12 protein-coding genes and 1 pseudogene are annotated in these 14,008 nt (G+C 38.3%); 8 read left to right on the plus strand and 5 right to left on the minus strand.

The annotated features are described in order from the left end of the window. Nucleotides 1-55 precede the first annotated feature (55 nt). The gene (locus SUSAZ_09800) at nucleotides 56-1,114 is read left to right on the plus strand and encodes an aspartate-semialdehyde dehydrogenase (GenBank protein ID AHC52164.1); all 1,059 of its coding nucleotides are present in this window, start codon (nucleotides 56-58) and stop codon (nucleotides 1,112-1,114) included. 159 nt (nucleotides 1,115-1,273) lie between these two features. After that, entirely contained in the window at nucleotides 1,274-2,941 is a 1,668-nt protein-coding gene (locus SUSAZ_09805; protein ID AHC52165.1) for a long-chain fatty acid--CoA ligase, read from the plus strand. Between the two features lie 34 nt (nucleotides 2,942-2,975). Here the strand turns inward: SUSAZ_09805 and SUSAZ_09810 are convergent. Both SUSAZ_09810 and SUSAZ_09815 read right to left on the minus strand, forming a co-directional pair. After that, nucleotides 2,976-4,151, minus strand: a pseudogene (locus SUSAZ_09810) (sodium:proton antiporter). Between the two features lie 187 nt (nucleotides 4,152-4,338). Then, the gene (locus SUSAZ_09815) at nucleotides 4,339-4,485 is read right to left on the minus strand and encodes a hypothetical protein (GenBank protein AHC52631.1); all 147 of its coding nucleotides are present in this window, start codon (nucleotides 4,483-4,485) and stop codon (nucleotides 4,339-4,341) included. A gap of 22 nt (nucleotides 4,486-4,507) precedes the next feature. Between SUSAZ_09815 and SUSAZ_09820 the strand changes: the two genes are divergently transcribed. Next, nucleotides 4,508-4,591 (plus strand): hypothetical protein, encoded by an 84-nt coding sequence (locus SUSAZ_09820; protein AHC52166.1) that lies wholly within the window; start codon nucleotides 4,508-4,510, stop codon nucleotides 4,589-4,591. Between the two features lie 444 nt (nucleotides 4,592-5,035). Continuing rightward, nucleotides 5,036-5,272 carry a hypothetical protein gene (locus SUSAZ_09825; protein AHC52632.1) on the plus strand — a complete coding sequence of 79 codons (237 nt, stop codon included), beginning with the start codon at nucleotides 5,036-5,038 and terminating at the stop codon, nucleotides 5,270-5,272. A gap of 464 nt (nucleotides 5,273-5,736) precedes the next feature. Here the strand turns inward: SUSAZ_09825 and SUSAZ_09830 are convergent, their stop codons facing one another. Further along, nucleotides 5,737-6,684 (minus strand): 2-hydroxyhepta-2,4-diene-1,7-dioate isomerase, encoded by a 948-nt coding sequence (locus tag SUSAZ_09830; GenBank protein ID AHC52167.1) that lies wholly within the window; start codon nucleotides 6,682-6,684, stop codon nucleotides 5,737-5,739. Between the two features lie 52 nt (nucleotides 6,685-6,736). Between SUSAZ_09830 and SUSAZ_09835 the strand changes: the two genes are divergently transcribed. The 3 genes from SUSAZ_09835 (at nucleotide 6,737) to SUSAZ_09845 (ending at nucleotide 10,012) form a co-directional block, all read left to right on the plus strand. After that, nucleotides 6,737-7,657, plus strand: coding sequence for a beta-lactamase (locus tag SUSAZ_09835; protein AHC52168.1), 921 nt, complete (start codon nucleotides 6,737-6,739; stop codon nucleotides 7,655-7,657). Nucleotides 7,658-8,006: 349 nt separating this feature from the next. Continuing rightward, complete coding sequence (locus SUSAZ_09840) at nucleotides 8,007-8,894, plus strand: hypothetical protein (GenBank protein ID AHC52169.1); 888 nt, start codon at nucleotides 8,007-8,009, stop codon at nucleotides 8,892-8,894. Between the two features lie 161 nt (nucleotides 8,895-9,055). Continuing rightward, entirely contained in the window at nucleotides 9,056-10,012 is a 957-nt protein-coding gene (locus tag SUSAZ_09845) for an acetamidase (protein AHC52170.1), read from the plus strand. A gap of 114 nt (nucleotides 10,013-10,126) precedes the next feature. Here the strand turns inward: SUSAZ_09845 and SUSAZ_09850 are convergent, their stop codons facing one another. Together SUSAZ_09850 and SUSAZ_09855 are read right to left on the minus strand one after the other, a co-directional pair. Continuing rightward, nucleotides 10,127-10,594: an N-acetyltransferase GCN5 gene (locus tag SUSAZ_09850; protein ID AHC52171.1), complete on the minus strand. Its 468-nt coding sequence runs from the start codon at nucleotides 10,592-10,594 to the stop codon at nucleotides 10,127-10,129. Further along, nucleotides 10,582-11,865 (minus strand): malate dehydrogenase, encoded by a 1,284-nt coding sequence (locus SUSAZ_09855; protein ID AHC52172.1) that lies wholly within the window; start codon nucleotides 11,863-11,865, stop codon nucleotides 10,582-10,584. The genes SUSAZ_09850 and SUSAZ_09855 overlap by 13 nt, the downstream gene beginning before the upstream one ends. A gap of 397 nt (nucleotides 11,866-12,262) precedes the next feature. Between SUSAZ_09855 and SUSAZ_09860 the strand changes: the two genes are divergently transcribed. Next, nucleotides 12,263-13,987 (plus strand): acylaminoacyl-peptidase, encoded by a 1,725-nt coding sequence (locus SUSAZ_09860; protein AHC52173.1) that lies wholly within the window; start codon nucleotides 12,263-12,265, stop codon nucleotides 13,985-13,987. Nucleotides 13,988-14,008: the final 21 nt, after the last annotated feature.

A 14,008-nucleotide genomic window follows, 5' to 3' on the forward strand; every position in this document is an offset into this window, starting at 1 on the left:
CTTATATTATTCAAAAAGTTTATATCCAAGTTCACCAACATGTATAGTGAAAAGTATGAGAAGAGTATACAAGGCGGCAATACTAGGGTCCACGGGATTAGTAGGAATAGAGTATGTCAGAATGTTAGCGAACCATCCTTACATAAAGCCCACCTACCTGGCTGGAAGAGGCTCCGTGGGGAAACCATATGGTGAAGTGGTAAGATGGCAGACCATAGGGCAAATACCAAAAGAGATAGCAAACCAGGAGATAAGACCAACAGATCCAAAACAAATGGATGACGTAGATTTAGTGTTCTCTCCACTACCTGCTGGATCTGCAGCACAGGTGGAGGACGAATTTGCAAAATTAGGTTTCAAGGTTATAAGCAATTCTCCAGATCACAGATTAGAGCCTGACATACCATTAATTATACCTGAGGTTAACCCTCATTCTTTAGATCTAATTGAAGAGCAAAAGAAGAGAAGAGATTGGGAAGGTTTCATAGTCACTACCCCATTATGTACAGCCCAGGGGGTCCTAATTCCCTTAGTTCCTATTTACCAGAACTTCAGAGTTCAAAGTGTATTTATAACCACCATGCAAGCCCTATCTGGTGCAGGTTATCCAGGGGTAGCTTCCTTAGACGTGATTGACAACATATTGCCATTAGGCAACGAATACGATGCCAAAATGGTCAAAGAGATGACGAAAGTGCTGAATTCCACGAGGAGAAGTGTTTTAGACGAATCCAACATTAATATCTCCACTACAACTCATAGAGTCCCAACGATTCATGGACATTACGCAGTCGTTTATGTAACATTTAAGGAAAATGTAGACTTAGGAAAAATCAGAGAGTCCTTAGTTAATTTTTCTGGTGAACCACAAGCCCTAAAATTGCCCACTGCACCTGACAAGGTTATAATACTAACTGAACAAGACAATAGACCCCAAGTGTATTTTGATAGATGGTTAGGAGACCCTCCTGGGATGTCTGTAATAGTTGGAAGATTAACTCAGGTAGATAATAACGCCATAAGATTCGTGTCCTTAATACACAATAGTGTCAGGGGAGCTGCAGGCGGAGGTATATTAACGGCTGAACTGCTTATAAATCGTAAATATATCTAGTTGAAGAAGGACCAATCTAATGTATTTTTACACAAGGAGGATATACTCCTTCATTTTTAATTACTTTATAGTAGAGTAAAGATATGTTTTCTAAATGTTTTAGAATTTTCTACTTGATCGATATATTTATTATTTATTATTGCTTAAATTTATTTTGATATGAAAGAAGATAGACCTTGGTTTAAATATTGGCCTCCCAAACTACCAAAGAGTTTAGATTACCCTAAGGCTCCTCTGTTCAATATATTAGAGGTCTCAGCTAACAGATACCCTGATAAGGATGCAATAATTTACTATGGAACAAGGATAAAGTATGAAAAATTGTGGAGCGATACACTGAAATTTTCCTCCTTCTTGTATAATGAGCTTAACATAAAGAAGGGAGATAGAGTGGCAATATTTATGCCTAACTCTGTCCAGTGGATAATGGCTTACTTTGGAACACTTAGGGCTAATGCTGTAATAGTTCCGATAAATCCATTAATAGCTGAAGACGAGCTTAACTATATTCTTAAGGATTCAGGTTCAGTGGCTGTTGTGACTCTCTCCTCTCAATTACCTAAAGTTACAAAGGCTATCCAGGGAACTGAAGTGAGGAGCATTATCTCCGGAATGTTCAGAGACTACCTACCCTCATCCCCTGAAATTAGGGTTCATCCCCTAATGCTAAAGGAACCTGAGATTCAAGGTGATGTGATAAAGTGGAGGGAGTCAATAAGTAGTAACAGACCTTTACCGGAAGTAAGTGTAACTAATGAGGACATAGCCCTTATACCCTATACCTCAGGTACTACAGGGTTTCCTAAGGGGTGTGTTCATACCCATTCAACAATATGGCCAACAGTTGTGGGCTCATCTTTCTGGAATATGGTCACACCTTCCGCAATTGGTCTTGCATCATTGCCTCTCTTCCATGTTACGGGGTTTATTCACAGTCTCAACACTCCAATGTACGTGGGGGGAACTATAGTTTTAATGTCCATATGGGACAGGGAAGCTGCTCTTGACACCATAGAGAAGTATAAGGTAACTCATTGGACTAATATATCCACGATGGTAATAGATCTACTTTCAACCCCCGGAATCGAGAAGAGGGATCTAAGTTCATTAGTGATGATAGGAGGAGGTGGAGCTGCTATGCCTGAGGCTGTTGCTAAGAAATTAAGGGAACTAACTGGACTCGATTATGTAGAGGGTTATGGATTGACAGAGACTATGTCTCAAATACATGTAAATCCACCACATAGACCAAAACTTCAGTGTTTAGGAATTCCTCACTTCGGTGTGGATGCCTTAGTTGTGGATGCCTCATCTGGAGAAGTCCTTCCACCAAATAAGGAAGGAGAAATTGTGGTCAAATGTCCTAGTCTCTTTAAAGGTTATTGGAGAAAAGAAGAAGAGACTAGAAAATCCTTTATCATAATAAATGGTACTGAATATTTTAGAACGGGAGACCTAGGCTACATGGATGACGAGGGTTATTTCTTTATTGTTGATAGAGTGAAAAGAATGATAAATAGAGCAGGTTTTAAGGTGTGGCCTACAAAGGTAGAGAACAAGTTATACCAACATCCAGCAATATTGGAGGCATGCGTAGTATCGACGCCTGACCCTAGAGTAGGTGAGGAAGTAAAGGCTTATGTAGTATTGAGACCTGAGTTTAGAGGTAAAGTTACTGAGGAGGACATTATAAACTGGAGTAAGGAGCATATGAGTGCTTATGAGTATCCTAGAATCGTAGAGTTTGTGGACTCATTGCCTAAAAGCGGTTCTGGAAAGATATTATGGAGGGTCCTGCAGGACAAGGAGAAGAATAAGTCCCACTGAGGAGTGGTCTTATGCAGGCTAAAAAATAATCTTATCATGACATATGTCCCTTTCTTGCCACTATGTTAAACGCTACTGCACCTATGAGAGTCGTAAAGAGTGACATGAAAATTATACCCTGCAATTCCACCTGATCTAATGCGTTAAGAGATAATCCAATTGTAGCTACGACAAGCCCTGTTTCTCCCCTGGGGATCATTCCCAGTGCAACAGCATTAGCAGTCTTCAAGTTCTTAATGAAAAGGTAGGCAAATGGAAATACACCTAAGTATTTGAATAGTGAGGAGATTCCGGTGAGCTCTAAGGAGAGTAACAGGACATTGATATTAAACATCCTCAAATCCACTTGCGCCCCAGTAACTACAAAGAAAAGAGAACCGAAGATACTTAGTAATACATTACTTATCTCCTTTATCTTGTTACTCTTTGTACTATTTGCTATTGACATTCCAGCTACAAAGGCTGAAATTATCGGCTAATATCCTAAAGAGACCATAATTAACGACAGACCGAACAGTATGACTAAAGGTGCCTCTTGTATGTATTTGTCGCTTAACCTGTCTAGTATTCTTGGTATAATGTATACGGAGACAGCTAATATAACCATCCAGATAATTACGAGACTAGAGACAGTTATTCCTAAGGAGGTTATGCTTACTGAAGAACTCTGAATAACAGCTATTGCCGTGGATAGTAATAATAAGTCAACTATATCATCCACTGCAGATGCTGACACCAGGAAGTTTACTCCTTTTCCTTTAAGCTTGAGTTCATCAAGAATAGATGCTACTGCAGCTAAGCTTGTAGCACCCATAGACACACCTAAAATCAACGCTGAGTTAAAGCCGAAAGATGGTGTATAGATGTAGAACGTTAAGATGAATGGCAAAAAAGCTCCAAAAAAGGCTCCTAAAAATCCTAAAACGCCAGCTGACCGTATTGGTGCTAATCCGTGTTCGAGACCAGCTGCGAATATTAATAATATTACTGCAAACTCGGAAAGGAATATAACGTATTCATTTATCTCTATTATAGAAAATCCAAACAAATCATTTATTATGTAACCTAAAAGGTAAGGACTTATAAGTATTCCAGCTATCAGCTCGCCAATAAGATAGGGGAAGCCGTATCTTGCTAAAGCAGATCTCACTACTTCAGCGATAAATATGAAAAGGGATATATCAAATAAGGCAATAATCAGTATGTCCATGAGGCTGTTTTAATATTGTCTGATTTAAAGTTTTTACATCAACATTTATAAACCTGAAATAAGTTGTATTGCCATTAGTCATGATAAAACTATATGTTGTAGGATACAGACTTGATCACATACCTTAAGTCTTCAAAGTTATTCGCATTTGTAAAAGATGAGTTTTCTTCTTTGTCGAGGTCTTTCATCAATGTTCCTCTTCAGGTTCCTTATATTTTCCTAAGATCTCTAATATTTCTGCATATAGGAATCCAATGATGATCCAACTAAAGAATATGTAATTTATTGCAGGGATATTCTCTTGGATAGCGTATATTAAAACAACAAGTGACATAATACTAGCCAATACTCCTAATGTGATCTCTTTTTTCCTTTTCCTTATTTTCTTGATAGATATCCTGACTAGCGAAAAGCTGGCTGAGACTGAAATTAAGAGATAGCTTAGTACTGTAAGACCACCTAGGAATAGGAAAGTTGAATATGTACCGAAAAAGTGTATGGAGATGATAAGGAGAATAGAATAAATTATAAGGGAAGAGACTTCAGCGTTAAATGGTCTATTATCACGACTTTTGGCTAGGAAACTGGGCATAAAATTGTTTTGAGACATAGAGAACATAGCTCTTGACATTGCTATTATATAAGCAATACCACCCAAAACACCTCCGTTCAGTGCCGAGAAAATAAGGTAAATGAATATAAATGGCGAGGAGTCCCTTATCAATTGCAGGAGATCACTGTTTCCATAAAGTGAAGAGCCATAGAATAAGAGGGCAGATAACAGCCCACCAGCTAGTATCACGGCAACTGTAATTATACCCACAACTCTTCTAGCATTTTTGACCTCTCCTGACATCGGATTAAGATTTTCGTAACCGATAGGCATGCCTATAGCGTATAGAATGACTAAGAAAGGATTAACTGGGATAGTTAGCGAGAAACTCGAGTTAGCTTTTATCAGCAAAATGAGAGAGGCTACTATTATAGCAGTGATTTCAGCTAACGATATGAACTCAGCATATTTCACAGAGAGATCTAGCCCCCTCACTATGAAGAAGGCAGAGACTAGGATGATAATTATGGTAAAAATATCCTCACTTAAAAAAGGATATTTCACATAAGTCGACAGTATGTATATTGATCCTGCCAATAGAGTCCCACCATAGGCAAAGGCGTATAAAGTGAACATCCAACCACTAAGTAATCCTAATCTCTCTGTCAAGGAGTAAAAGGCATAGGTGAAATATCCTCCCTGTTGAGGATATCTTATCGATAAGCTGTAAATGACTAAACCGTTAACCAATACTAGTATCGTTCCTATTATGGTTGCTGGGACCAAGAAGGAACCTCCCAGTTGAAGTCCTACAGTACCGAACGTGATGATGGAAGTGAGTGGTGCCTGACCACCAAACGAGAGTGAAAATGCCTCAAACACCGATAGAGCTTTTTTATTACTCACAATACCTAACCACATTAAAGGCTAATACAAAATTATCTGGTTTTTTCAAGAAAAATCTGTTATTCAAACCGTGTAATTCTATTATTCACGACAATTGAGCTAGAATAAAAAAGCGAAAATATAGTATCATTTAACTACTCTGTTAACTAATATTCCTATTTTTTCTACATAAAGTTCGACTAAACTTCCAGGTCTCAACACTCTTCCATTGTCAAGCCCACAACAACCAGATATGGTCCCAGACCCAAATACATCTCCTGGTCTAATGTACTCGTCTTGAGATACGTATGAAATCATTTCCTCAAAGCTCCATTGCATATCTTCAGCCCTAGTATCACACCACTTCTCCCCATCAACACTGGCATATGCCCTAAGCCCCTTAATCTCGCCCACTTCGTCTTTAGTTACAATCCACGGTCCTAGACCATTTGCAAAATCCTTCCCTTTCGCAGGACCTAATAGACATGTCATTTCCCTCATCTGAATATCCCTAGCACTGAAGTCATTAAAGATAGTATAGCCTAAAATATAGTCTCTTGCCTTCCTCTTCTCAATATTTACTCCTTTCCTGTAGACTATAGCTCCAATCTCCAGTTCAAAATCCAGTGCATTTGAGTAAGAAGGCCAGGGTACATTCTCCTTGTGACCATAAAATACAGCAGGGTCACCTTTGTAATATATTGGAATCTTGAACCACTCTTCAGGAATTTGTTGACCTTTCCTTTTATAACTCGCCTCAACATGACCTTTAAAAGCTAAGAAATCTCTAACCGTATTAGCCCTTTGTAATGGTGCCTTCAGTCTAACTTCATTGATCTTTACCAGGAGCTCTTCTCTATTCCTAACCCAGCCAAGCAAGTTACTAATCAATTCTATTGCCCTTTCTCCGGCTTGAATAACACCCAACATATCAGATGGGACTAGGGCATTGCAGAATCTCTCCACAAAAATTTCCTCTTCTCCTCTCTCTAAGTAGAACTCGTAGCATGAATTATTGAGATCAGCAATGTATTTATCATCAACAACTACACCACTCCTTACCCTACCTTGACTTAAATAACTAACGAGTTTCATAGTAAATTAATAAGTCTAAATAAATAATAAATATTGTCATTTTATACTATAAATTATGATTGAATATAAATTAGAAAGGGTGAGCGATAATGCTTATGCATTTATACAAGGTAATGGCGACTGGTTTTTAAGTAATGCAGGATTTATAGTAGGTAAGGACTTCGTAGTAGTTATTGATTCCTTAACGAGTGAAAAACCCACCAAGGTATTTAAGGAAGAGATGAGGAAAACAGTAGGAGATAAACCCGTAAAGTATTTAATAAATACGCATGAACACGGAGACCACATTTGGACTAACCATCTGTTTAGTGCCACAACAATATCTCATAAAAATTGTAGACAGACCACTATAGAAGGTATGAAAAGTGGAGTAAATCCCTATGAACATGTATTTAAGGAAGTAGATTTCACGGGTTGGAAATATACTCCCCAAGACATAACAGTTGAAAGTGAAATGAGTCTATGGGTGGACAAGGATAGGGAGCTCAAGATAATTCATCCTGGATTTGCCCACACGAGAAGTGATCTATTCATCTACTTTCCTGACGAAAAGGTAGTATTCACGGGAGATCTTCTGTTTTCTCCTCCATGTACACCTTTCGCCTTAATGGGTTACTTACAGGGTTACATTAAAACTCTCGAAGATTTGGCTAGTTTAGATGCTGACGTTTACGTACCTGGACACGGAGGAATTGTGTATGACAGAAAACCCCTTTATGAGGCTAGAGATTACCTAATATTTGTGAGAGATGAGGCTAGAAAGCTAATGAAACGAGGTATTGAGGATCCAGTAGTAGCGTCAAAGGAGGTTAGCCTTGGGAAATATGACTCTTGGCTGTCAAAAGAGAGGATAATCGGAAATATGGCTAGAGCCTATAGTGAGCTAAAAGGTGGGTTACCGGCATCTCCGCTCAATGACATGGAGAGGATAATCATGGAGATGATGAAGCTTAGACAGGGTAAAACTTCTTGATAACAAAAGAAGACGATAGAATATATTAACTGGCTGTACCTTGCTTTTGACGTAATTCTTTGGTTGTACTCTGTGTAAACATGTGATTTTAGAATTATATTTAAGAACTTAGACCTACTATGTTTAGACTAATAGAAAAGTTAGCTATAACCATCCCTATTCACGTAAATTCAATTACACTTGAATTCCTCACAGATTCTCTTGATAAAATTACAAAATAGTTTAACGTCACCCTCCCTTTTCCAGGGCTAAGATCAGTGGCTTTTAAAAACTTTCGAAAGATGCATTTTTTGCATTTATATCAATAATTTAAATCAATTGACTAGTAATAACTTTACTGATAATAAAAATGGTGATAAATTTAGACCCTTTATTTCTCGGAATAGTATTCTTGATTGCGTCTATACCTACAGGAGGTTTAGGATATGGGTTTTCTGCAGTGTCCACACCCATTCTCTTGATCGATTACTCACCTAAACAAATTTCCCCTATACTTAACTTTATCGAGCTCTTTCAGAATTCTTCAAATGCTATAATAAATTCTAGGAAACACACACTTAAGAGAGAAATAATCTTTTTTGTACTCTTCGCCAGTCCTGGTCTGGTCGTGGGATCAATTCTAGGTTCCTATATACTTAAAACCTTAGGAGGGACAAGTCCTCAGCTAAAAATATTGATATATGTAATCTTGATTCCCTTAATTCTATTACAGGCTTACGGTTTTAGAAAGTCTTTTACATTAAAATCGTGGAAGTATTTAGGCTCCATCATCACCCTACCAATCGGATGTCTTTATGGAATAACCACAATAAGCGGTCCGCCTCTAGCGTTGATAGTTAACAATCAGGGTTTAAGTAAGGACGAATTCAGATTTGCTATCGCATTACTTAGAGTGGTAGAGAGTTATACAACATTCACCTCATATCTTGCCTTAGGAGTATTTTCCCCAACAGTGATTTATTATTCCGCCCTGACTTCTCCAGCAATCATAGGAGGGATGGCTATTGGATACTTTCTGAGCTCAAAAGTCAGAATAAAGGAGGACTTCAGGAGAGTGGCTATGAGTTTTGACGCGTATGTAACAGGCTTTGGCCTATCTAATAACTTAGCTGGAATACTCTCTAACAGTCTCGTTATATGCTATATACCCTTCTTCATAACGGTTTTAATAGACTTAATATTATTACGCAGGTATGTGAAAGTTCAGAGACCTAAGTACAAAACTCAAAATTCATAACAATAAACCTATATATCTAAGTGAACTTTAATTTTTTAGTAGATAGTCACACCCCCCACTTCTTTATGCGCACACCTATAAAACTTGTCACATCATTTAATGGAAAAGGATTATCGAAATAATGAATTTATTAATGTTATTAATAAAAGTATATAGGTACTATGCAGTACACAATACATGCGATAACTCACAATAAGTGGGATAACTCATTACAACCCGTTCTTAAGGTCTCTGATGGGGATGTGATCACGTTAGAGACTAAAGAGGCATCTGACGGACAAGTGACTCTGTCCTCTAGTGTCCAGGACTTACTGAAATTAGATTTTTCTAGGATACACCCCCTCACTGGACCAATAGAGGTCGTAGGAGCTGAGCCTGGGGACGCATTAGAGATAGAGTTTCTGGACTTCCGAAATAAGGGATGGGGGTGGACAGGAGTACTTCCTGGGTTTGGGTTTTTGGCTGATGAACAGTACACCTCTCCAATAGATGTTTTAGGTCCTGCCCTTAAAATATGGAAAGCAGATGATAAGTACGCTTATGCAAAATTTGGTGATTTAGAGGTTTCAGTCCCATTACACCCATTCCCTGGAGTAATAGGTGTAGCTTTACCTCAAAGGGGAAAGTTCAGTACTATCCCGCCAAGGGAAAATGGAGGAAATATGGACATAAGGCACCTGACGATTGGCACAAAACTCTACCTTCCGGTATTCGTTAATGGGGCGTTACTCTCGGTGGGTGATACTCATCTAGCTCAAGGAGATGGAGAGGTATGTGGAACTGCTATTGAAGGTCCGATGGAGGTTACAATTAAGATCAGACTACTGAAAAACGTGGGTCTCGGTCAACCTGTGTTTATTACAAAAAGGGTAAAGGAAATGGAGTTTAGTGAATATATCGCATTTCCGGGTATAGATCGAGATCTTTGGAGCGCATCAAAAAAGGCAGTAAGGGGGATTATATCCATACTATCTAAATATATGACACCTGTAGAGGCATATATGTTAGCTAGTGCAGTTGTGAATTTAAGGGTGAGCGAAGTAGTTGATGTTCCCAATTGGATAGTAACAGCCTACCTACCCAAAGACGTACTAGGGAGGGATATACAGTTGGTTTAAACCAACTTATTAAGCGAAGATCTAGTGCATTAGTCCTCTCAAAAAAATTTCTGAACAGGAGAACAATAAACTAAAAATTTTTCTCTTGACTTCCCTAATCTCCCACATTTATTTCTAATATATTCTTTTTACGTACTTAGAATGAATTTCTCTAAATCCCATTTTCTTGTAGAAGGATGACGCGATTACGTTTCTTGAAGGGAAATTAGCTGATAGTAATTGGATTCCTCTCTTCTCTAACTCCTCTTCAATGAAACTAATTATATCCTTTCCCACTCCTTGCCTCCTGTATGCAGGATGAACGTAAAACTCCTCTATTATTGCCTCCCTATCAGGGAAGTAAAAGCTCCTCTCATGCACTATAACCCTTGCAGTACCGACAATTTTACCATTGTCCTCAGCTACTACAATAATTTCGTCTGGATTTTCAAGGCTCTTGTCTACACTCTTTGACACTCTCTCCTCTAGATTCTCTGGATTATTCAACAGGGGGTCAAATTCACTATTCAACCTATACATCCTGCTGAAGAAGTCCACAATGTTTTTTGTATCTTCTTTTTTAGCCAGTCTTATGCTGACCATATTGTTACCACCAAACCCATTATTTTCCTAGCCCTTAATATTCTCTGCTTCGCTATTTCCCTAAATTCCTCCCTACTCTTGTTATTTCTTGCTAAGCCCAACTCCACTGCTTTACTTGCTATTGCAGAGGCTACCTCATAGTAAGCCTCCCATTCGTCCATCCTTGGAATAATGTAGTTTTCATTGATACCTTTTCTCCTTGCAAACTCAGCCAAAGCTTCTGATGCTGAAATTACCATTTTGTCTGTCACACTCTTGGCTCTACTGTCTAAGACTCCCCTAAACACAGCTGGAAATATTAATGAGTTATTCACCTGATTTGGGAAATCACTCCTGCCTGTGGCTACTATTTTTGCTCCTGCCTCTTTAGCATCTTGAGGTAAGATCTCGGGTATTGGATTTGCCAGAGCAAAGACTATCGCGTTCTTATTCATTACGCTTACCCACTCTTTCTTTATAACGTTTGGACCTGGAGTTGAAGCCGAAATAACTACATCAGCCCCACTGAACGCGTCTTTAATCTCCTTGACCTCATAACCATTTGTCTTTACAGCTAACTCGTATTTCCATCTATGATGTAACATTAAGTGGTCAATGTCTTCCCTGGTCGAGTATAATGGTCCCTTACTGTCTATCATTATCATGTTCTCTAGCTTAAAACCGTACTCAGCTAATATTCTAGCCGTAGCTATATTTGAAGCCCCCGCACCGTATAATACCACTTTGCTTTCCTTTGGATCCTTATTTGTCAGTATCATCGCGTTTATTAGCCCAGCTAAGATTGCACCGGCTGTGCCCTGTTGGTCATCATGCCAAACGGGTATTTCTAACATTGATTGCAACTTTTCAAGGATGTAGAAACACTTTGGAGATTCTATATCCTCTAGGTTTATACCACCAAATGAGGTTTCTAGTGCTTTAACCACTGAAATGAATTCATCAGCACTCTTTACGTTTATTGGCAATGGTATTGCATCCACTCCGCCTAAATATTTGAACAGTAGTGATTTTCCTTCCATAACAGGCATTGCTGCTGTGGGACCAATCCTACCTAAGCCCAATACCCTAGTACCGTCTGTAACTACAGCAATTGTATTCCATCTGCTTGTCAGCTCAAAGCTCTTCTCAGGATCTTTATATATAGCCTTGGATACCTCAGCTACGCCAGGAGTGTAAATAAGGGAAAAGTCATCATACGAAGTTATCGGAATCTTTGGATATATTTCAATTTTTCCCTCGTACTTTTTAGATAATTCTACAGGATCTTTCATGTTGTAGATTATTGCTAAAGGATTATAAATAGATTGTTCTTAACATTTTAGACATTAGGAAATTTAATATGTTTGAAACTTTAATTATCTCTCATTCCTTACTCTGTATACTTTTAAACCCACCATACCATCAAAATTCCAAAAGAAAAGCCGAATAGAGTACACAATGGACGTCTACTGACTATTTTTCAATCCAATTAGGTCTACCTAAAACCTCAGTCCATTCCACGTATAATGTGTTGCTAAGTCTCAACGCACACTAAGGGAATTTAATAGCCTAGTTTTCACGATCCTACTCTTTTACAGACTATATGTCTGATACCTAAAATATTAGGTTAAAACGTGACTATTTTGGAATGGAATCAATTTTATATATTTATTTAAAATTAATTAAAACATGAATTACACAGAAATTATAAAAGGACTAGAGAGACTTATAAAGATACCCGAATACCATGTGCTAGGAAAACTCAGGGATAATTTAGTCTTCTTCTCCACAGCTCAAGGTGTAACTAATATCTCAGCACTAGTCGGCACAAGAGTTGTTAGACTCACAAAGGAGCCCATAAGCTCTACATCTACCCCCAAGTCGCATCTTGATTTCTTAGTTTTTGCCAGAGATATTGAGAAAGGGAAGGAAAAACATGCAGTCTATGCCTGTAATTTAAAGGGGGAGGAGTATGAAATAGCATCGCCAAGAGTAAGGATAATGAGTCTTGCTTATGATGATAAAAATGTTGCTTTTGTGGGCTCAAGTGAAGACGGGACATATCTCTATGTGATTGAGGAAGGAAAACTAAAGAAACTAAATAACGTTCCACCTTTTTCGTTTGTGATAGACATTGAAGCTAACCATATAACAGGCGTATCAGTAGTTAACCCTAGATCTCAAGATTTCTTCATTGCTGACCTAAGTGGAGAGCTGAAGATCTTAACACCTAAGCAGGGTAGTGTAAATCAACCGTATCGGATAAAAGGGAATAAAGTTTACTTAGCAAGCGACTATGAGAACATTGGTGAGAGTTACTGGATATATACGTATGATTTAACTTCCAGTACTTATGAGAGAGTGGATTTTCCGGAAAGAGATATCTATCAGTACAAGCCTGTGGAGATATTTTATGACCCTGAGGATAAGCTAATAATTAGTAAGAGGGATGGAAGAGAAAATTTGTTTTTGAATGGTAAAATGATTAATACTATTCCTGGAACCCTGACTGGAGCTACAGTAATTGATAATTACATTTACTTTTCACACTCTTCATTGGTTTCACCACATAAAATATACAGGGTAGATAAGGAGGATGGTAAGGAGGATGTTGTGGTTGATAATGAAGAGCATATAGATCTGGGACAGGTGGAATATGTGAAAATACAGAGTTATGATAAAGTAGAAGTCCCTACATACATTATAAAGTCTAAAGTGGGAAAAGTTCCTAGCACAGCAGTAGTGTATGTACATGGTGGACCATGGGGAGAAATTGATGATAGGTGGAATTCAATAATTTCCTCATTACTTCTATTTGGATATCATGTGGTAGCACCTAACTTCAGAGGGTCAACTGGATATGGGAGTAAGTTTTACTTAATGGATATTGGAGATCCAGGAGGTGGCGATTTGATGGATCTGGTTAAGGTAAGGGATTACACTGTAGAAAAAAAGATAGCCGAGAAAGTGGGAATAATGGGTTATAGTTACGGCGGTTATATGACCTTATTGGCACTGGGAAGGGAACCTGATAAATGGGATTTTGGTGTCGCAGGAGCCTCAGTAGCGGATTGGAGCGAGATGTATGAATTATCTGATTCTACATTTAAAGGATTTATAGAGTTACTCTTCAATGGAAAGAATTTAGACTTAATGAAAGAGAGATCTCCTATCACTTACGTTAATAACGTTAAGGCTCCTGTATGTATTATACACTCACAAAACGATAGTAGAACCTTTCTCAGTCCTGTAATAAGGTATGTCCAAGAGCTACATAAGGCTGGGAAGAGTTTTGAGTTTCACGTTGTCCCCGATGCAGGTCATGCAGACTACACGGTGGACGGTCTCATAAATTTTACACTGCCTGCAATTATGTTCCTAGAGAAGTTGGGTAAAAAGTGGGAGAAAAACTAGTAATGAAGGGAGAACTATATA

Origin of the sequence: Sulfolobus acidocaldarius SUSAZ (genome assembly GCA_000508305.1) — an archaeon.
Classification (GTDB): domain Archaea; phylum Thermoproteota; class Thermoprotei_A; order Sulfolobales; family Sulfolobaceae; genus Sulfolobus; species Sulfolobus acidocaldarius_A.

Coding starts and splice junctions, on each gene's coding strand:
- SUSAZ_09830 (AHC52167.1), bottom strand. CDS start 6,684: ATGAAACTCGTTAGTTATTTAAGTCAAGGTAGGGTAAGGAGTGGTGTA.
- SUSAZ_09840 (AHC52169.1), top strand. CDS start 8,007: ATGGTGATAAATTTAGACCCTTTATTTCTCGGAATAGTATTCTTGATT.
- SUSAZ_09805 (AHC52165.1), top strand. CDS start 1,274: ATGAAAGAAGATAGACCTTGGTTTAAATATTGGCCTCCCAAACTACCA.
- SUSAZ_09860 (AHC52173.1), top strand. CDS start 12,263: ATGAATTACACAGAAATTATAAAAGGACTAGAGAGACTTATAAAGATA.
- SUSAZ_09800 (AHC52164.1), top strand. CDS start 56: ATGAGAAGAGTATACAAGGCGGCAATACTAGGGTCCACGGGATTAGTA.
- SUSAZ_09845 (AHC52170.1), top strand. CDS start 9,056: ATGCAGTACACAATACATGCGATAACTCACAATAAGTGGGATAACTCA.
- SUSAZ_09850 (AHC52171.1), bottom strand. CDS start 10,594: ATGGTCAGCATAAGACTGGCTAAAAAAGAAGATACAAAAAACATTGTG.
- SUSAZ_09815 (AHC52631.1), bottom strand. CDS start 4,485: ATGTCACTTGTTGTTTTAATATACGCTATCCAAGAGAATATCCCTGCA.
- SUSAZ_09825 (AHC52632.1), top strand. CDS start 5,036: ATGCCTATAGCGTATAGAATGACTAAGAAAGGATTAACTGGGATAGTT.
- SUSAZ_09855 (AHC52172.1), bottom strand. CDS start 11,865: ATGAAAGATCCTGTAGAATTATCTAAAAAGTACGAGGGAAAAATTGAA.